Annotated in this window: 12 protein-coding genes; 8 read left to right on the top strand and 4 right to left on the bottom strand. The window is 62.6% G+C overall.

Translation table 11 applies throughout. The features are described from left to right. Position 1: 1 nt before the first annotated feature. The 4 genes from ACI2KS_RS03165 to gatC form a co-directional block, all read right to left on the bottom strand. Positions 2–376: a septal ring lytic transglycosylase RlpA family protein gene (locus tag ACI2KS_RS03165; RefSeq protein WP_404617077.1), complete on the bottom strand. Its 375-nt coding sequence runs from the start codon at positions 374–376 to the stop codon at positions 2–4. A 165-nt stretch (positions 377–541) separates the two neighbouring features. Further along, a complete protein-coding gene (gatB, locus tag ACI2KS_RS03160) occupies positions 542–1987 on the bottom strand; it encodes an Asp-tRNA(Asn)/Glu-tRNA(Gln) amidotransferase subunit GatB (RefSeq protein WP_404617075.1) in 1446 nt (481 codons plus the stop codon). Between the two features lie 11 nt (positions 1988–1998). Further along, positions 1999–3450, bottom strand: coding sequence for an Asp-tRNA(Asn)/Glu-tRNA(Gln) amidotransferase subunit GatA (gene gatA / locus ACI2KS_RS03155; protein WP_404617073.1), 1452 nt, complete (start codon positions 3448–3450; stop codon positions 1999–2001). Between the two features lie 15 nt (positions 3451–3465). Beyond that, positions 3466–3753 (bottom strand): Asp-tRNA(Asn)/Glu-tRNA(Gln) amidotransferase subunit GatC, encoded by a 288-nt coding sequence (gene gatC / locus ACI2KS_RS03150; RefSeq protein WP_404617071.1) that lies wholly within the window; start codon positions 3751–3753, stop codon positions 3466–3468. A gap of 206 nt (positions 3754–3959) precedes the next feature. On the opposite strand from gatC, the gene mreB reads away from it, so the two are divergent. From mreB to tldD, 8 genes are all read left to right on the top strand, one after another. After that, positions 3960–4997, top strand: coding sequence for a rod shape-determining protein MreB (mreB, locus tag ACI2KS_RS03145; protein WP_020292894.1), 1038 nt, complete (start codon positions 3960–3962; stop codon positions 4995–4997). A gap of 237 nt (positions 4998–5234) precedes the next feature. Then, positions 5235–6368: a rod shape-determining protein MreC gene (gene mreC, locus ACI2KS_RS03140; protein ID WP_404617264.1), complete on the top strand. Its 1134-nt coding sequence runs from the start codon at positions 5235–5237 to the stop codon at positions 6366–6368. Next, entirely contained in the window at positions 6368–6859 is a 492-nt protein-coding gene (mreD, locus tag ACI2KS_RS03135) for a rod shape-determining protein MreD (RefSeq protein ID WP_037012599.1), read from the top strand. The genes mreC and mreD overlap by 1 nt, the downstream gene beginning before the upstream one ends. A gap of 303 nt (positions 6860–7162) precedes the next feature. Further along, positions 7163–7774 carry a Maf family protein gene (locus ACI2KS_RS03130; RefSeq protein ID WP_404617069.1) on the top strand — a complete coding sequence of 204 codons (612 nt, stop codon included), beginning with the start codon at positions 7163–7165 and terminating at the stop codon, positions 7772–7774. Further along, positions 7771–9228 (top strand): ribonuclease G, encoded by a 1458-nt coding sequence (rng, locus tag ACI2KS_RS03125; RefSeq protein WP_404617067.1) that lies wholly within the window; start codon positions 7771–7773, stop codon positions 9226–9228. Before ACI2KS_RS03130 ends, rng begins: the two co-directional genes overlap by 4 nt. A gap of 211 nt (positions 9229–9439) precedes the next feature. Next, positions 9440–13255: a YhdP family protein gene (locus tag ACI2KS_RS03120; RefSeq protein ID WP_404617065.1), complete on the top strand. Its 3816-nt coding sequence runs from the start codon at positions 9440–9442 to the stop codon at positions 13253–13255. Positions 13256–13508: 253 nt separating this feature from the next. Beyond that, positions 13509–14360, top strand: a complete 852-nt coding sequence (locus tag ACI2KS_RS03115) for a carbon-nitrogen hydrolase family protein (RefSeq protein WP_404617064.1) — start codon at positions 13509–13511, stop codon at positions 14358–14360. Between the two features lie 2 nt (positions 14361–14362). Continuing rightward, positions 14363–15805 carry a metalloprotease TldD gene (gene tldD / locus ACI2KS_RS03110; protein ID WP_404617062.1) on the top strand — a complete coding sequence of 481 codons (1443 nt, stop codon included), beginning with the start codon at positions 14363–14365 and terminating at the stop codon, positions 15803–15805. Positions 15806–15950 lie beyond the last annotated feature (145 nt).

Here is a 15950-nt window from a genome sequence, read left to right as displayed (position 1 = left end):
GTCAGTCGTCGAGGGCTTGCACCCGTACTTGGGCGGTTCCGCTGCGCAGCATACCCAATTGTTCGGCCGCTGCACGCGATACGTCGATCAACCGGCCGCGCGTGTGCGGGCCGCGATCGTTGATACGGACGATGACCTTGCGATCATTGTCCAGGTTGGTGACTTGCACCCGGGTGCCGAAAGGCAACTGGCGGTGGGCGGCAGTCAGGGAACTCTGGTTGAAGCGCTCACCGCTGGCGGTGCGCTTGCCCTGGTGGCGGGAGCCATAGAACGAGGCGCCGCCGGTGGCGTTGTAACCGTGTGGATCGATGATGCCTTCACTGGCGCAGCCGGCCAGCAGGGAAATCAGGGCGCAAGCGCCGAACAGCCGCCACATGGGTACAGTCCTTTGAGAAATTTGGCCCGGCAATTCTGCGTTGCCTGGGGTGACCTTATCGCGAGCAAGCTCACGCCTACAGGGTCTTGCGATTCACTGTAGGCGTGAGCTTGCTCGCGATTTGGCCGGTCCTGATGCCGAAAGTTCCAGATCAGGCGCTGTGCATCAGCCTTCCAGCTTGCGCTTCAACAGATCGTTGACCTGCTGCGGGTTGGCCTTGCCTTTGGACGCTTTCATCGCCTGACCGACGAAGAAGCCGAACATCTTGCCGCGTTTGGCTTCATCGGCGGCGCGATACTGTTCAACCTGCTCGGCATTGGCGATCAGCACGTCGTCGAGAATCGACTCGATGGCGCCGCTGTCGGTCACTTGCTTGAGGCCGCGTTTTTCGATGACCTCATCGGCACTGCCTTCACCGTTGGCCATGGCCTCGAAGACCATCTTGGCGATCTTGCCCGAGATGGTGTTGTCGCTGATGCGCTGCAGCATGCCGCCCAGTTGCTCGGCGCTGACCGGCGATTCGTCGATCTCGACACCTTGCTTGTTCAGCAGCGAACCCAGCTCGACCATGACCCAGTTGGCGGCAAGCTTGGCGTCGCCCGCGATGCTGACCACCTTTTCGAAGTAGTCGGCCTGCTCGCGGCTGGAGGCCAGCACGCTGGCGTCGTACAGCGACAGGCCGAACTGCGACTGGAAACGCTCGCGTTTCTGCGGTGGCAATTCCGGCAGGGTGGCGCGGGTCTGCTCCAGGAACGAGTCCTCGATGACCACTGGCAGCAGATCAGGGTCGGGGAAGTAACGGTAGTCGTTGGCTTCTTCCTTGCTGCGCATGGCGCGGGTTTCGTTGGTGTTCGGGTCGTACAGGCGAGTCTGCTGGATGACCTTGCCACCGTCTTCGATCAGGTCGATCTGGCGCTGAATCTCGCTGTTGATCGCCTTCTCGATGAAACGGAAGGAGTTGACATTCTTGATCTCGCAGCGGGTGCCGAATTCGACCTGGCCGACCGGGCGAATCGACACGTTGCAGTCGCAACGCAGCGAACCTTCGGCCATGTTGCCGTCGCAGATGCCCAGGTAGCGCACCAGCGCATGCATGGCCTTGACGTAGGCGACCGCTTCCTTGGCCGAGCGCATGTCCGGTTCGGAAACGATCTCCAGCAGCGGCGTGCCGGCGCGGTTCAGGTCGATGCCGGTCATACCGCTGTAGTCTTCGTGCAGGCTCTTGCCGGCGTCTTCTTCAAGGTGCGCGCGGGTCACGCCGATGCGCTTGATGGTGCCGTCTTCCAGGGTGATGTCCAGGTGGCCCTTACCGACGATCGGCAGCTCCATCTGGCTGATCTGATAACCCTTGGGCAGGTCCGGGTAGAAGTAGTTCTTGCGCGCGAACACGTTGTGCTGGCCGATTTCGGCGTCGATCGCCAGGCCGAACTTGACCGCCATCCGCACGGCTTCCTTGTTCAGCACCGGCAGCGTGCCGGGCATGCCCAAGTCGACGAGGCTGGCCTGGGTGTTGGGCTCGGAGCCGAACGTGGTGGCGCTACCGGAGAAAATCTTCGATTGGGTGGTGAGCTGGGTGTGAATCTCCAGCCCGATGACGACTTCCCATTGCATGTGTTTTCTCCTCAGAAGCCGGCAGGTGAACGAAGATGCCAGTCAGTGACTTGCTGATACTGGTGGGCAACATTGAGCAGACGACCTTCCTGGAAGTACGGCGCCAGCAATTGCACGCCCACCGGCAGACCGTCGGCGAAACCAGCTGGCATCGACAGGCCCGGCAGGCCCGCCAGGTTGGCGGTGATGGTGTAGAAGTCTTCCAGATACTCGGCGATCGGGTCGGCATTCTTGGCGCCGATTTTCCAGGCCGGGTTCGGCGTGGTCGGGCCCAGGATCACGTCGACTTCGGTGAAGGCGGTCATGAAATCGTTCTTGATCAGGCGTCGGATCTTCTGCGCTTGCAGGTAGTAGGCGTCGTAGTAACCGGCGGACAGCGCATAGGCGCCGACCATGATCCGGCGTTGCACCTCAGGGCCGAAACCTTCGCCACGGGAGCGCTTGTACAGATCGGTCAGGTCCTTGGGGTTTTCGCAACGGTAGCCGAAGCGCACGCCGTCGAAACGCGACAGGTTGGAAGAAGCCTCGGCCGGGGCGATCACGTAGTAGGCCGGGATCGCGTGCTGCAGGTTTGGCAGGCTGACTTCCTTGACCACCGCGCCGAGCTTTTTCAGCTCCTCGACACTGGCCATGACCAGGTCGGCGATGCGCGGATCGAGACCGGCGCTGAAGTATTCCTTCGGTACGCCGATGCGCAGGCCTTGCAGCGACTGGCCGAGGCTGGCGCTGTAGTCGGGGACCGGCTCGTCGATGCTGGTGGAATCGTTGATGTCGAATCCGGCCATGCCTTGCAGCAGCAAGGCGCAATCTTCGGCGGTGCGCGCCATCGGGCCGGCTTGGTCTAGACTGGACGCATAGGCAATCATGCCCCAACGCGATACGCGACCGTAGGTCGGTTTCAGGCCGGTCAAGTTGGTCAGTGCGGCAGGCTGGCGAATCGAGCCACCGGTATCGGTGCCGGTGGCAGCCGGCAGCAGGCGAGCGGCAACCGCGGCAGCGGAACCACCGGACGAGCCGCCGGGTACATGCTCAAGATTCCACGGGTTTTTCACCGCGCCATAGTGGCTGGATTCGTTGGCCGAACCCATGGCGAACTCGTCCATGTTGGTCTTGCCCAGCGTCACGGTGCCGGCGGCGGCCAGCCTGGCGACGATGGTCGCGTCATACGGCGCCTTGAAGTTGTCGAGCATCTTCGAGGCGCAGCTGGTACGGATGCCCTTGGTGCAGAACAGATCCTTGTGCGCCAGGGGGACGCCGAGCAATGCGCCGGCTTCGCCTGCGGCGCGACGGGCATCGGCAGCCTGGGCCTGAGTGATGGCCAGGTCTTCGGTGACGGAAATGAAGCTGTTGAGCTGCGGGTCCAGCTGGGCGATACGCGCCAGCAGGGTGCGGGTCAATTCTTCGGAAGAAAACTTTTTATCGGCCAGACCGCGAGCGATCTCTGCCATAGTCATTTGATGCATTGCAGGCACATTCCCTTAGTCGATGACTTTCGGAACCAGATACAGGCCGTCTTCGACCGCTGGTGCGATGGCTTGATAGGAATCGCGGTGATTGACCTCGGTGACCGCGTCTTCACGCAGGCGTTGCGAGGCTTCAAGCGGATGCGCAAGGGGTTCGATTGCGGTAGTGTCGACCGCTTGCATCTGGTCGATCAGGCCGAGAATGCTGTTCAATGATTCAGTAGTACGCGGAATATCGGCGTCATTGAGGCCCAGTCGGGCCAGATGAGCGATTTTTTCCACGTCGGAGCGATCAAGCGCCATGGGGTTCTCCAGTGGAATGCGTACGGAATGAGCCGTACGTCAGATTGCGGAACACTACGCCATTTAAACGGTCATAAGGCCGCGAACGTCGAGGGTAGTGCTCGGAAAACCGCCAATTTAGCATATTGGCTCCTTGCCCAAAATCCCTGTCGTTGTTAGAGTTTGCCGCACTTTTTTACCCACGCGTTCCCTAGGGTCCCTTTCCCATGTTCAAGAAACTGCGTGGCATGTTTTCCAGCGATCTTTCCATCGACCTGGGCACTGCCAACACCCTTATTTACGTGCGTGAGCGCGGTATTGTCCTGAACGAGCCATCGGTTGTGGCCATTCGGACCCACGGAAATCAGAAGAGCGTCGTTGCTGTCGGGATGGAAGCCAAGCGCATGCTGGGTCGTACCCCGGGCAACATCGCTGCCATTCGTCCGATGAAAGACGGCGTTATCGCCGATTTCAGCGTGTGCGAAAAAATGCTCCAGTACTTCATCAACAAGGTTCACGAAAACAGCTTCCTGCAGCCAAGCCCTCGCGTTCTGATCTGCGTACCGTGCAAGTCCACTCAGGTTGAGCGTCGCGCCATTCGCGAATCGGCCCTGGGTGCCGGCGCACGTGAAGTATTCCTGATCGAAGAACCCATGGCCGCTGCCATCGGTGCCGGCCTGCCGGTTGAAGAAGCACGCGGGTCGATGGTCGTCGACATCGGTGGTGGTACCACTGAAATCGCCCTGATCTCGCTCAACGGTGTGGTCTACGCCGAATCCGTTCGCGTGGGTGGCGACCGTTTCGACGAAGCGATCATCACTTACGTGCGCCGCAACTACGGTAGCCTGATCGGTGAATCCACCGCAGAGCGCATCAAGCAGGAAATCGGTACGGCCTACCCGGGCGGCGAAGTGCGTGAAGTCGACGTACGCGGCCGTAACCTGGCAGAAGGCGTGCCACGTGCCTTCACCCTGAACTCCAACGAAGTGCTGGAAGCGTTGCAGGAATCCCTGGCAACCATCGTTCAGGCGGTCAAGAGCGCACTGGAACAGTCTCCGCCAGAACTGGCATCGGATATCGCCGAGCGCGGCCTGGTGCTGACCGGTGGTGGCGCGTTGCTGCGTGACCTGGACAAACTGCTGGCCCAGGAGACCGGTCTGCCGGTCATCGTCGCCGAAGACCCGCTGACCTGTGTGGCGCGTGGCGGTGGCCGTGCGCTGGAAATGATGGACAAGCACACCATGGACCTGCTTTCCAGCGAATAAGTCGCCGGAACGCTACCCTGTTGAGCTCGAAGGGCAGCATCGCTCGATGCTGCTCGTGTGTGTCTGATTTGTTGACGTGCTGTCGCAATGTTGCAGGCGCGATGTTACAAATCAGACACGCTGTATTTCCGTCAACCCGCACCAGGCCGGTTTCATGTCGCATGAATAAGCACAGCCAAACACAAGCATCCCTGGAAGGAGCGGCCCATTAAACCGCTTTTCTCAAAGGGCCCGTCGCTGGGCGTTCGTCTGTTGGTGCTGGTCGTCCTGTCCGTGGCCGTCATGGTCGTCGACGCGCGCTTCACTCTGCTCAAGCCGGTGCGCAGCCAGATGTCGCTGGTGTTGATGCAGTCCTACTGGATTGCCGATCTGCCGGAGCGTCTGTATCAGGGCGTCGCCAGCCAGTTCGGCAGCCGCACCGAGCTTGCCGCTGAAAACGAAAAACTCAAGACCGAGAACCTGCTGCTGCAGGGCCGCCTGCAGAAACTGGCGGCCTTGACCGAGCAGAACGTGCGCCTGCGCGAGTTGCTCAACTCCTCGGCGCTGGTCAACGAGAAGGTCGAAGTGGCGGAACTGATCGGCATGGACCCCAATCCCTTCACCCATCGCATCATCATCAACAAGGGTGAGCGCGACGGCGTGGTGCTGGGCCAGCCGGTGCTCGACGCGCGTGGCCTGATGGGCCAGGTGGTCGAGTTGATGCCCTACACCTCCCGGGTGCTGCTGCTGACCGACACCACCCACAGCATTCCGGTGCAGGTCAATCGTAATGGCCTGCGCGCAATTGCCAGCGGCACCGGCAACCCGGAGCGCCTGGAGCTGCGCCATGTGGCCGATACCGCCGACATCAAGGAAGGCGACCTGTTGGTCAGTTCGGGCCTGGGGCAGCGCTTCCCCGCGGGTTATCCGGTGGCGACGGTCAAGGAAGTGATTCACGATTCCGGACAGCCTTTCGCGATCGTTCGCGCCGTGCCGACTGCGGCGCTGAACCGTAGCCGCTACCTGTTGCTGGTGTTCTCCGACGGGCGTTCGCCCGAAGAGCGTGCTGCCGATGCGGCGCAACAGCAGGAATCCCTGGACCGCCAGGCAGCGGACCCATCCGCGGTGCCGTCTGCGACTGTACCGGGCGCCACGCCTGCGGCCACGCCAAACAAACCGGTGGTCCCGGCGACGGTGCCCAAGCCGGCTGCGGCGCATGGCCCATCGACCGCCCCAGCGGCCACTGCCGTCGCTGCGCCGGCGTCGCCTGCGCCCGCTCCCGCCAAGCCTGCAGCGAGCAAACCGGCCGCCAAACCTGCGACAAAGCCGCCAGCGGCCAAACCGGCAACCCCGGCTGCTGCTCCGGCGACGCCGCGCTCGAGGGAAGAATAATGGCTCGTCACGCTCCCGCACGAAACGGCTGGGTGGTCTGGCTGACGTTCGTCATCGGCCTGTTGCTCAGTGTTTCGCCGCTTCCGCAGTTCATGGAAATCTTTCGCCCGCTCTGGCTCGCCTTGCTCTTGGCATTCTGGGCCCTGGCGCTTCCGCACAAGATCGGCATGGTCACCGCCTGGATGTTGGGCCTGGCCGAAGATGTGCTGTATGGGACGCTACTGGGACAGAATGCGTTGATCCTGACGCTGATCACCTTCCTGGTACTGTCGCTGCAGCAGCGCTTGCGCATGTTCCCGATGTGGCAGCAATGCCTGGTGATTCTGGTGATCTTCGGCCTCGCGCAGCTGGTGCAGCTGTGGCTCAGCGCCCTGACCGGCAACCGCCAGCCAACCCTGGCGCTGGTCCTGCCGGCGTTGGTCAGCGCGCTGCTCTGGCCCTGGGTGAGCTACGGCCTGCGTGGCCTGCGCCTGCGCTTGAAGATCAACTGAGGACGCCGCTTGAGCGCGCTTGATTCTGGCCGCAGGCCGTAGGAACGTGGTTTGTCCTGCGATTTGCCGGGAAGCGGCAGTAAACCCTGCAAACGCGGTGTGTCTGACACACCCAAGGTGTCTGGATTCACTGCCGCTGCGCGCCAGATCGCGAGCAAGCTTGCTCCCACGCCCTCCGGGCAGAAGCGAGGTTTGTGTCCGATTTGCCAGCGTGCATGACGTCACAAACAGCTGTCGTCAGAGGAAGAGTCACCCGTTCTAACGCAACGCCTAAGCTTGTGATCAATGACACGGAGACGTCCCATGCCCCAACTTCTTCTCGCCTCCGGTTCCCCTCGCCGTCGTGAGCTGCTGACGCAAATAGGTGTGCCGTTTACCACCCTCAGCGCCGATATCGATGAAACCCCGCTCCAGGGCGAGTCCCCGGCTGCTTATGTCGAGCGGCTTGCTCGCGGCAAGGCCGATGCCGGGCTGCTGCAGCTGGCCAACGATCCCGCTTATCCCACCGCCTGTGTGCTTGGCGCCGACACCGCCGTAGTGCTCGACGGTCGCATCCTGGGCAAACCCGCCGACGAGGCCGAATCCCTGGCCATGCTCGCTGCGTTGTCGAACCGCGAACACGAAGTGCTGACCGCCGTTGCCGTGGTCGATGAGCAGCATTGTGAAACCCGGGTTGTCAGCAGTCGCGTGCGTTTTCGCAGCATCACACCCCAAGAAGCGCAAGCCTACTGGGCCAGTGGCGAACCCTGCGACAAGGCCGGAAGCTACGGCGTTCAGGGACTGGGCGCGGTGTTCGTCGAAAGCCTCAGCGGCAGTTATTCGGCAGTGGTTGGCCTGCCATTGTGCGAAACCGCAGAAATGCTGGCGCGTTTCGGCATACCCTGTTGGCAATGCCTGGAAGGTGACAAGCCATGAGTGAAGAGATTCTGATCAACATCACGCCGATGGAGTCGCGCGTGGCCGTCGTTGAGAACGGGGTTCTGCAAGAGGTGCACGTCGAGCGGACCCAGCGTCGCGGCATCGTTGGCAACATTTACAAAGGCAAGGTCGTGCGCGTGCTGCCCGGCATGCAGGCGGCATTCATCGACATCGGTCTGGATCGCGCAGCGTTCATTCACGCCTCGGAAATTTCCATGCGTGAAGGCCCGGCGGTGGAAACCATCAGCTCGCTGGTCCATGAAGGCCAGAGCCTGGTGGTGCAGGTCACCAAAGACCCGATCGGCAGCAAGGGCGCGCGCCTGACCACTCAGTTGTCCATTCCTTCGCGCTATCTGGTGTACATGCCGCGCACCGCCCATGTCGGCATCTCGCTGAAGATCGAGGACGAAGCCGAGCGCGAGCGCCTCAAGCAGGTGGTCAGCGATTGCGTGGCCAAGGAAGGGATCAAGGAGAAGGGCGGTTTTATCCTGCGCACCGCAGCCGAAGGCGCCGGGGCCGATGAAATCATGATGGACATCCGCTACCTGCGCCGCTTGTGGGACCAGATCGGTGAGCAGATCAAGACCATCAGCCCTGCCAGCGTGATCTACGAAGACCTGGGCCTGGCCTTGCGTACCTTGCGCGACCTGGTCAGCCCGAAGATCGAGAAGATCCGCATCGACTCCAGGGAAACCTTTCAGAAGACTACTCAGTTCGTCGCCGAGCTGATGCCGGAAATCGCCGATCGCCTGGAGCATTACCCAGGCGAGCGGCCGATTTTCGACCTGTATGGCGTCGAGGACGAAATCCAGCGCGCGCTGGAGCGCAAGGTGCCGCTCAAGTCCGGCGGCTATCTGGTGATCGACCCGGCGGAGGCGATGACCACCATCGACGTCAACACCGGCGCCTTCGTCGGTCATCGCAATCTCGAAGAAACCATCTTCAAGACCAATCTGGAAGCGGCCACCGCCATTGCCCGGCAGATGCGCCTGCGTAATCTGGGCGGGATCATCATCATCGACTTCATCGACATGGAAGACGGTGAACATCAACGGCAGGTCCTGCGCACGCTGGAGAAGCAGCTGGAGCGCGACCACGCCAAGACCAACATCATCGGCATCACCGAGCTTGGGCTGGTGCAAATGACCCGCAAGCGCACCCGTGAAAGCCTGGAGCAGGTGTTGTGCGAGCCATGCAGCAGTTGCCAGGGTCGCGGCAAACTGAAAACCCCGGAAACCATCTGTTACGAGATCTTCCGCGAGATTCTGCGTGAAGCCCGCGCTTATCAGGCGGTGGGCTACAGGGTGTTGGCCAACCAGAAAGTGGTCGATCGCCTGCTCGATGAAGAGTCGGGCAACGTCGCGGAGCTGGAAGCCTTCATCGGCAGGACCATTCGTTTTCAGGTCGAAACCATGTATTCCCAGGAACAATACGACGTTGTGCTGCTCTGAGTGTGCTTGATCGCGACTCTGTAAGCTCCAGGGCGCCGTGCAGACCACTGCGCGGTTGCCCGAATCAGAAAAACCGAGCCCCACGGGCCGATGGCAGGGATGCCCTTCAAAGAGAACTATGCGTGGCGAATGAGCACCTCCCGGTCGTAAAACCACCTGCACCCTCGAGCCGGTCGCCATGGGCAGCGTCAGCACACGGAGGCTCGGCGCCATGCAGCCTCTGACGCGTTTGCTGGCGGCCCTGACCCGTTGGGGCTTGAGTCTGTGCGCGCTGGTCGTGGTGCTGGTGGCCTTATACGTCAGCGTGGGCCGTCAATTGGTGCCGATGGTCGCCGAGTACCGCGCCGACGTCGAGGTCAAGGCTCAGGCGGCCGTGGGCATGCCGGTCAGCATTGGACGTCTTGAGGGCAGCTGGAGCGGTTTCGCGCCGGTCTTCGTAGCGCGTGACGTGATGGTCGGCCAGGGCACCGCCTCGGTCCGACTTGATCATGTGCGAGCGGTGCCTGATCTGTGGGCCAGCATCAAGGCACGACAGGTGCGTATCGCCCGGCTTGAACTTGACGGCCTGCAGTTCGGGCTCAAGGAGGACAAGGACGGGCACTGGGCGATTCAGGGCTTGCCGGTGCAGGAGGACAAGCCGTTCGATCCCGAGCAGGTACTGACCCAGATGCAGATGATCTCGCAGCTGTCGCTGTTTGACAGCCAAATCACCCTGCAGCCTTACGAACAGGCGCCGCTGACCCTGACCTACGTCAGCCTGACCCTCCAGACCGGGCGCTTTCATCAGCGTCTGGATGCCCGCGTGACCTTGCCCGACGGTCAGCCGCTGTCGCTCAACATCCGTTCCAGAATGCAAGCCAGCGCCTGGCGCGATGCCGCCGCCGAGGCGTATCTGAGCCTGCCGCAAAGCGACTGGTCGCACTGGTTGCCGAAAAGCCTGACCGGCGGCTGGAAAATCAATAACCTCAAGGCCGGCGGCGAGTTCTGGCTGACTTGGGGCAAAGGCACTCTGCAAACCGCCGTCGCCCGGCTCAATGCGCCGCAGTTCAAAGGCGCCTACGCCGACCGCAAAGCGTCGAAAATCGACAATCTGGCGCTCAATGCCTGGTTTGAACGTGACGACAACGGCTTCACCCTGGCCCTGGACTCACTGGCGATGGACATTGCCAAAAAGCGCTGGGAAAGCCGCATTCAGCTCAAGCAGACCGCTGCCACCTCCGACAGCCAGGCGCTGTGGCATGTTCAGGCTGACCGGCTGGACCTGACGCCCGTCACACCGCTGCTCGACTCCCTGGCGCCGCTGCCCGATAACCTGATGGCCGTGCTCGATCATCTGAAGGTCACCGGTAGCCTGCGCAACGTGCTGCTCGATTACCGGCCACAGGCCGAAGGCGCGAAAAAACTCAGTTTTGCCGCCAATCTGGACAAGGTCGGCTTCGATGCCTATCACGGCGCGCCTGCCGCCGGTAACGTCAGCGGCGCCATCAGCGGTGATCTGGGGCAGGGCGAGCTGCGCCTGAACACCGACGATTTCATGCTGCATCTGGACCCGATCTTCAAGAACCCGTGGAACTATCGCCACGCCGAAGCGCGTCTGACCTGGGCGCTGGACGATCAAGTGTTCACCCTCATTGCGCCGTACATCAAGGTAGTGGGCGATGAAGGCAAGATCGCCAGCGACTTCCTGATCCGCCTGCATTTGGACCACACTCAGGAAGACTACATGGACCTGCGTGTCGGACTGGTCGATGCCGATGGTCGCTACACCTCCAAGTATCTGCCGGCAGTCCTCAGCCCGGCGCTGGATCAGTGGTTGCGCACCGCAATTGTCAGCGGTCACGTCGATCAGAGCTTCTTCCAGTATCAGGGCTCGATCAGCCACGACGCGCCGGATGTGGCGCGGGTGATCAGCCTGTTCTTCAAGGTGCGCGACGCCGATCTTGCCTTCCAGCCGGGCTGGCCGCAGCTGACGGGTGTGGACGGCAATGTTTTCGTCGAGAACAGTGGTGTGCGCATCCGTGCCACCAAGGGGCAGCTGCTCGGCACCCAGGTGCGCAACGTCGCCGTGGACGTACCGCACGTAGCGTCCGGCCAGACCAGCCATCTGCTGGTGGATGGCGACTTCAATGGCAGCCTGCAGGACGGCATGAAGATTCTGCAGGAGGCGCCTATTGGCACCGCGCAGACCTTCGCAGGCTGGCAGGCCGAGGGGCCGCTGCAGGGCCACATCAATCTGGACATTCCGCTGGTCAAGGGCCAGGAGCCCAAGGTTGCGGTGGACTTCAACACCGACAACGCCCGGCTCAGGCTGCCGGATCCGGTGCTGGACCTGACTCAACTCAAGGGTAATTTCCGCTTTGATTACGCCAAGGGCCTGAGCGGCAAGAACATCAAGGCGATGGCGTTCGACAAACCAGTGGCTGCCGAGATCTTCGCCGAAGGCAAGCCGGGTGCGCCGGTCACCCGCATCACCGCCAGCAGCCAGATTGCCGCCAAGCGACTCACCGACTGGCAGGGCATCACTCAACCGCTGCCGGTGTCGGGCGATCTGCCTTATCAGTTGCAGATCACGCTCAACGGTGCCGACAGCCAGTTGTTGATCAATTCCAACCTCAAGGGCGTGGCAGTCGATCTGCCGGCGCCCTTCGGCAAGACCGCTGACGAGACCCGCGACACCGATTTTCGTATGAACCTGCAGGGCCCGGAGCGGCGTATCGGCGTGGGCTACGGCAATCTCGCCAATCTGGCGTTTGCCGCCCCGGCCGGCAAATTCGCAGACGGGCGCGGTGAGCTGTTCCTCGGGCAGGGCGGGGCCATCGTCCCCGACGCCAAAGGCTTGCGGGTGCGCGGTTCGTTGCCTGAGCTGGACATCGCGCCGTGGCAGGCGATGGTCGAGCGCTATGCAGGCAACGATCCGGGTGGCAGCGCCAAACAGTTGCTCAACGGTGTCGATCTGCAGATCGGCAAGCTGACAGCCATGGGCACGACCCTGGATCAGGTGAGCGTCCAGCTCAAGCGCAGCGACGTCGGTTGGGGGCTGTCGCTGGACAGTTCGAAAGCAAAAGGCACCGCCACCTTGCCGGACAACAAGGCCATGCCGGCTGATATCAACCTGCTTTATGTACGCCTGCCCGCGCCGGATCCGAACGCAGCCGTGGTGGAGAACGCGCCAGACCCGCTGGCCGATGTCGACCCGCACAACATCCCGGCGATGAACATCAAGATCACCCAGCTGTTCCAGGGTGATCAACTGGTCGGCGCCTGGTCGCTCAAGGTCCGTCCCACCGCCAATGGTATTCAGTTGGCCGACCTGAACATGGGGCTCAAGGGCGTGCTGCTGCAGGGCGCTGGCGGCTGGGAAGGCACTCCCGGTGCAACCACCAGTTGGTACAAGGGCCAGGTCAGCGGCAAAAATCTGGCCGATGTGCTTCAGGCCTGGGGCTTTGCGCCCACCGTCACCAGCCAGGCGTTCGAATTGAACGCTGATGGGCGCTGGCCGGGATCACCGGCCTGGGTCGGCCTCAAGCGTTACTCGGGCAGCCTTGATGCCACCCTCAAGAACGGCCAGTTCGTCGAAGTGGAGGGCGGGGCGCAGGCGTTGCGAGTGTTCGGTCTGCTCAATTTCAATTCCATCGGCCGCCGTCTGCGTCTGGATTTTTCCGACCTGCTGAGCAAGGGTTTGAGTTATGACCGGGTCAAGGGGCTGCTGGTGGCCAGTGACGGGGTGTATGTCACCCGCGACCCGATCACCATGATCGGCCCGTCGAGCAACCTGGAGCTCAATGGCACGCTGGATATGGTGCGCGATCGGGTCGACGCCAAACTGCTGGTGACCCTGCCGGTGACCAATAACCTGCCGATTGCGGCACTGATCGTCGGCGCGCCGGCAATCGGTGGCGCGCTGTTTCTGGTCGACAAGCTGCTGGGCGATCGTGTGGCGCGCTTTGCCAGCGTGCAATACAAGGTCGAAGGGCCGTGGAAAGAGCCTAAAATCACCTTTGATAAACCGTTCGAGAAGCCGCAGTGATTTGCCTGGCCAATAAGGCGCGGAGCCGCCTGGACCGGCGTCTGCCCGGAGGGCGTAGGAGCGAGGCTTGCTCGCGATCGGCTTCGCAGCAGTTGTAAATCGGCGGGCTCGGTGTGTCAGACATAACCGGATCGTCAGGTTTTGCGACCGCTTCGCGCCAGATCGGCAGCAAGCTGGCCTCCCACGGCCTCCGGCCAGAAGCAGGTCGCAGTGTCTTGGAGTACAGTGCAGGTCTATCAATCAAGGAGCGCCCATGTCCTTTGCCGTGATTCAGATGGTCAGCCAGAGCGATGTCGAGGGCAATCTGGCCCAGGCTCGTGGCCTGCTAGAGCAGGCTGCGGCGTCGGGCGCTGCGCTGGCGGTGCTGCCGGAAAACTTCGCCGCCATGGGCCGCCGCGACATCGCAGCCATCGGCCGTGCCGAAGCGTTGGGCCAAGGCCCGATCCTGCCATGGTTGAAACTTGCCGCCCGCGACCTCAAGTTATGGATTGTCGCCGGGACATTGCCTTTGCCGCCTCAAGACCGGCCGCAGGACAAAGTCACCGCGTGTTCGCTGTTGGTCGACGATCATGGGGAGCAGGTAGCGCGTTACGACAAGCTGCATCTGTTCGATGTGGATGTTGCCGACGCCCGCGGACGTTATCGTGAATCAGATGACTACGCCCACGGCAGCAACGTGGTGGTCGCCGATACACCTGTAGGACGGCTGGGGCTGACCGTGTGTTATGACCTGCGCTTCCCCGAGCTGTACACCGCGCTGCGTGAAGCAGGCGCTCAATTGATTACCGTGCCCTCGGCCTTTACCGCCGTGACCGGCGCGGCGCACTGGGAGATCCTGCTGCGCGCACGTGCCATCGAGACCCAGTGCTACATACTGGCGGCCGCGCAGGGTGGGGTGCACCCAGGGCCCAGGGAAACATTTGGACACGCGGCGATCATAGATCCATGGGGCCGCGTGCTGGCCGAGCAGGCACAGGGTGCAGCCGTGCTGCTCGCCGAGCGAGACAGTCAAGAGCAAGCGTCCATACGGGCGCGGATGCCGGTGTCGAATCACCGGCGATTTTTTTCGCAGGGCGCCTTGCGGCCTGCCAACACCCCGGAGTGAATATGAGCGACTTGTCCTCTGTCAGTGAACACCTACTGGCGCCAGGCGGCCTGAGCATCGACAGCCTGCAATCGGTGCTGGGCGAGCTTGCCGGCCCCGGGATCGACGCCGCCGACCTGTATTTCCAGGGGCAGATTTCCGAGTCCTGGGCGCTGGAAGACGGCATCGTCAAGGAAGGCAGCTTCAACCTCGACCAAGGTGTCGGGGTGCGCGCGCAATCGGGTGAGAAGACCGGTTTCGCCTACAGCAATGCGATTACCCCTGAGGCCCTCACACAGGCCGCCCGCGCTGCGCGGTCGATCTCCCGTGCCGGCCAGAACGGCCGGGTGCAGGCCTTCACCACCCAGGACGTGGCCCAGTTGTATGCGCCTGACAACCCGCTGGAAGTCATGACTCGTGCCGAGAAGGTCGAGCTACTCAAGCGTGTCGATGCTGCGACCCGTGCCCTGGACCCACGCATCCAGCAAGTTACGGTAAGCATGGCCGGCGTCTGGGAACGCATTCTGGTGGCCTCCACCGACGGCGGGCTGGCGGCCGATGTGCGACCTCTGGTGCGCTTCAATGTCAGCGTGATCGTCGAGCAAAATGGCCGCCGCGAGCGGGGTGGCCATGGTGGCGGTGGCCGTACCGACTACCGTTATTTCCTCACTGAGGACCGCGCCATGGGTTATGCCCGTGAAGCGTTGCGTCAGGCGCTGGTCAACCTTGAAGCGATTCCGGCGCCGGCGGGCACGCTGCCTGTGGTGCTCGGTTCCGGCTGGTCCGGCGTGCTGTTGCACGAGGCGGTCGGGCACGGTCTGGAGGGCGACTTCAACCGCAAGGGCAGTTCGGCCTACAGTGGGCGCATGGGCGAAATGGTCGCTTCCAAGCTCTGCACCATCGTCGACGACGGCACGCTGGCCGGTCGTCGTGGTTCGCTCAGTGTCGACGATGAAGGCACCAAAACCGAATGCACCACCTTGATCGAGAACGGCGTGCTCAAGGGCTACATGCAGGACAAACTCAACGCCCGCCTGATGGGTGTGGCGCGCACCGGTAACGGTCGTCGCGAATCCTATGCGCACCTGCCGATGCCGCGCATGACCAATACCTACATGCTCGGCGGTCAGAGCGATCCGGCAGAAATCATCGCTTCGGTGAAGAAAGGCATCTACTGCGCCAACCTGGGCGGCGGTCAGGTCGATATCACCAGCGGCAAGTTCGTGTTCTCCACCAGCGAAGCCTATTTGATCGAAGACGGCAAGATCACCACCCCAGTCAAGGGCGCGACGCTGATCGGCAACGGTCCTGAGTGCATGAGCCGGGTGTCGATGGTCGGCAACGACCTGTCGCTGGACAGCGGAGTGGGGACGTGCGGCAAGGATGGGCAATCGGTGCCGGTAGGCGTGGGTCAGCCAACGCTGAAGATCGATGCGATCACGGTCGGCGGTACAGGCAGCAACTGATGCTGAAAAGCTGAGGGGTGGGGGGGGGGGGGGGGGGGGGGGGGGGGGGGGGGGGGGGGGGGCGGGGGGGGGGGGGGGGGGGGGGCGGGGGGGGGGGGGGTGGGGTGGGGGGGGTGGCGGGGGCAGGCGGGAGGGGGGCCGGGAG

Source organism: Pseudomonas sp. NPDC087358, from assembly GCF_044900785.1.
Classification (GTDB): domain Bacteria; phylum Pseudomonadota; class Gammaproteobacteria; order Pseudomonadales; family Pseudomonadaceae; genus Aquipseudomonas.
Note: the sequence above shows the minus strand (reverse complement) of the source record. Positions and strands in the feature narration are given on the sequence as shown.

Coding starts and splice junctions, on each gene's coding strand:
- gatB (WP_404617075.1), bottom strand. CDS start 1,987: ATGCAATGGGAAGTCGTCATCGGGCTGGAGATTCACACCCAGCTCACC.
- gatC (WP_404617071.1), bottom strand. CDS start 3,753: ATGGCGCTTGATCGCTCCGACGTGGAAAAAATCGCTCATCTGGCCCGA.
- ACI2KS_RS03115 (WP_404617064.1), top strand. CDS start 13,509: ATGTCCTTTGCCGTGATTCAGATGGTCAGCCAGAGCGATGTCGAGGGC.
- tldD (WP_404617062.1), top strand. CDS start 14,363: ATGAGCGACTTGTCCTCTGTCAGTGAACACCTACTGGCGCCAGGCGGC.
- ACI2KS_RS03120 (WP_404617065.1), top strand. CDS start 9,440: ATGCAGCCTCTGACGCGTTTGCTGGCGGCCCTGACCCGTTGGGGCTTG.
- ACI2KS_RS03130 (WP_404617069.1), top strand. CDS start 7,163: ATGCCCCAACTTCTTCTCGCCTCCGGTTCCCCTCGCCGTCGTGAGCTG.
- mreD (WP_037012599.1), top strand. CDS start 6,368: ATGGCTCGTCACGCTCCCGCACGAAACGGCTGGGTGGTCTGGCTGACG.
- ACI2KS_RS03165 (WP_404617077.1), bottom strand. CDS start 376: ATGTGGCGGCTGTTCGGCGCTTGCGCCCTGATTTCCCTGCTGGCCGGC.
- mreB (WP_020292894.1), top strand. CDS start 3,960: ATGTTCAAGAAACTGCGTGGCATGTTTTCCAGCGATCTTTCCATCGAC.
- gatA (WP_404617073.1), bottom strand. CDS start 3,450: ATGCATCAAATGACTATGGCAGAGATCGCTCGCGGTCTGGCCGATAAA.
- rng (WP_404617067.1), top strand. CDS start 7,771: ATGAGTGAAGAGATTCTGATCAACATCACGCCGATGGAGTCGCGCGTG.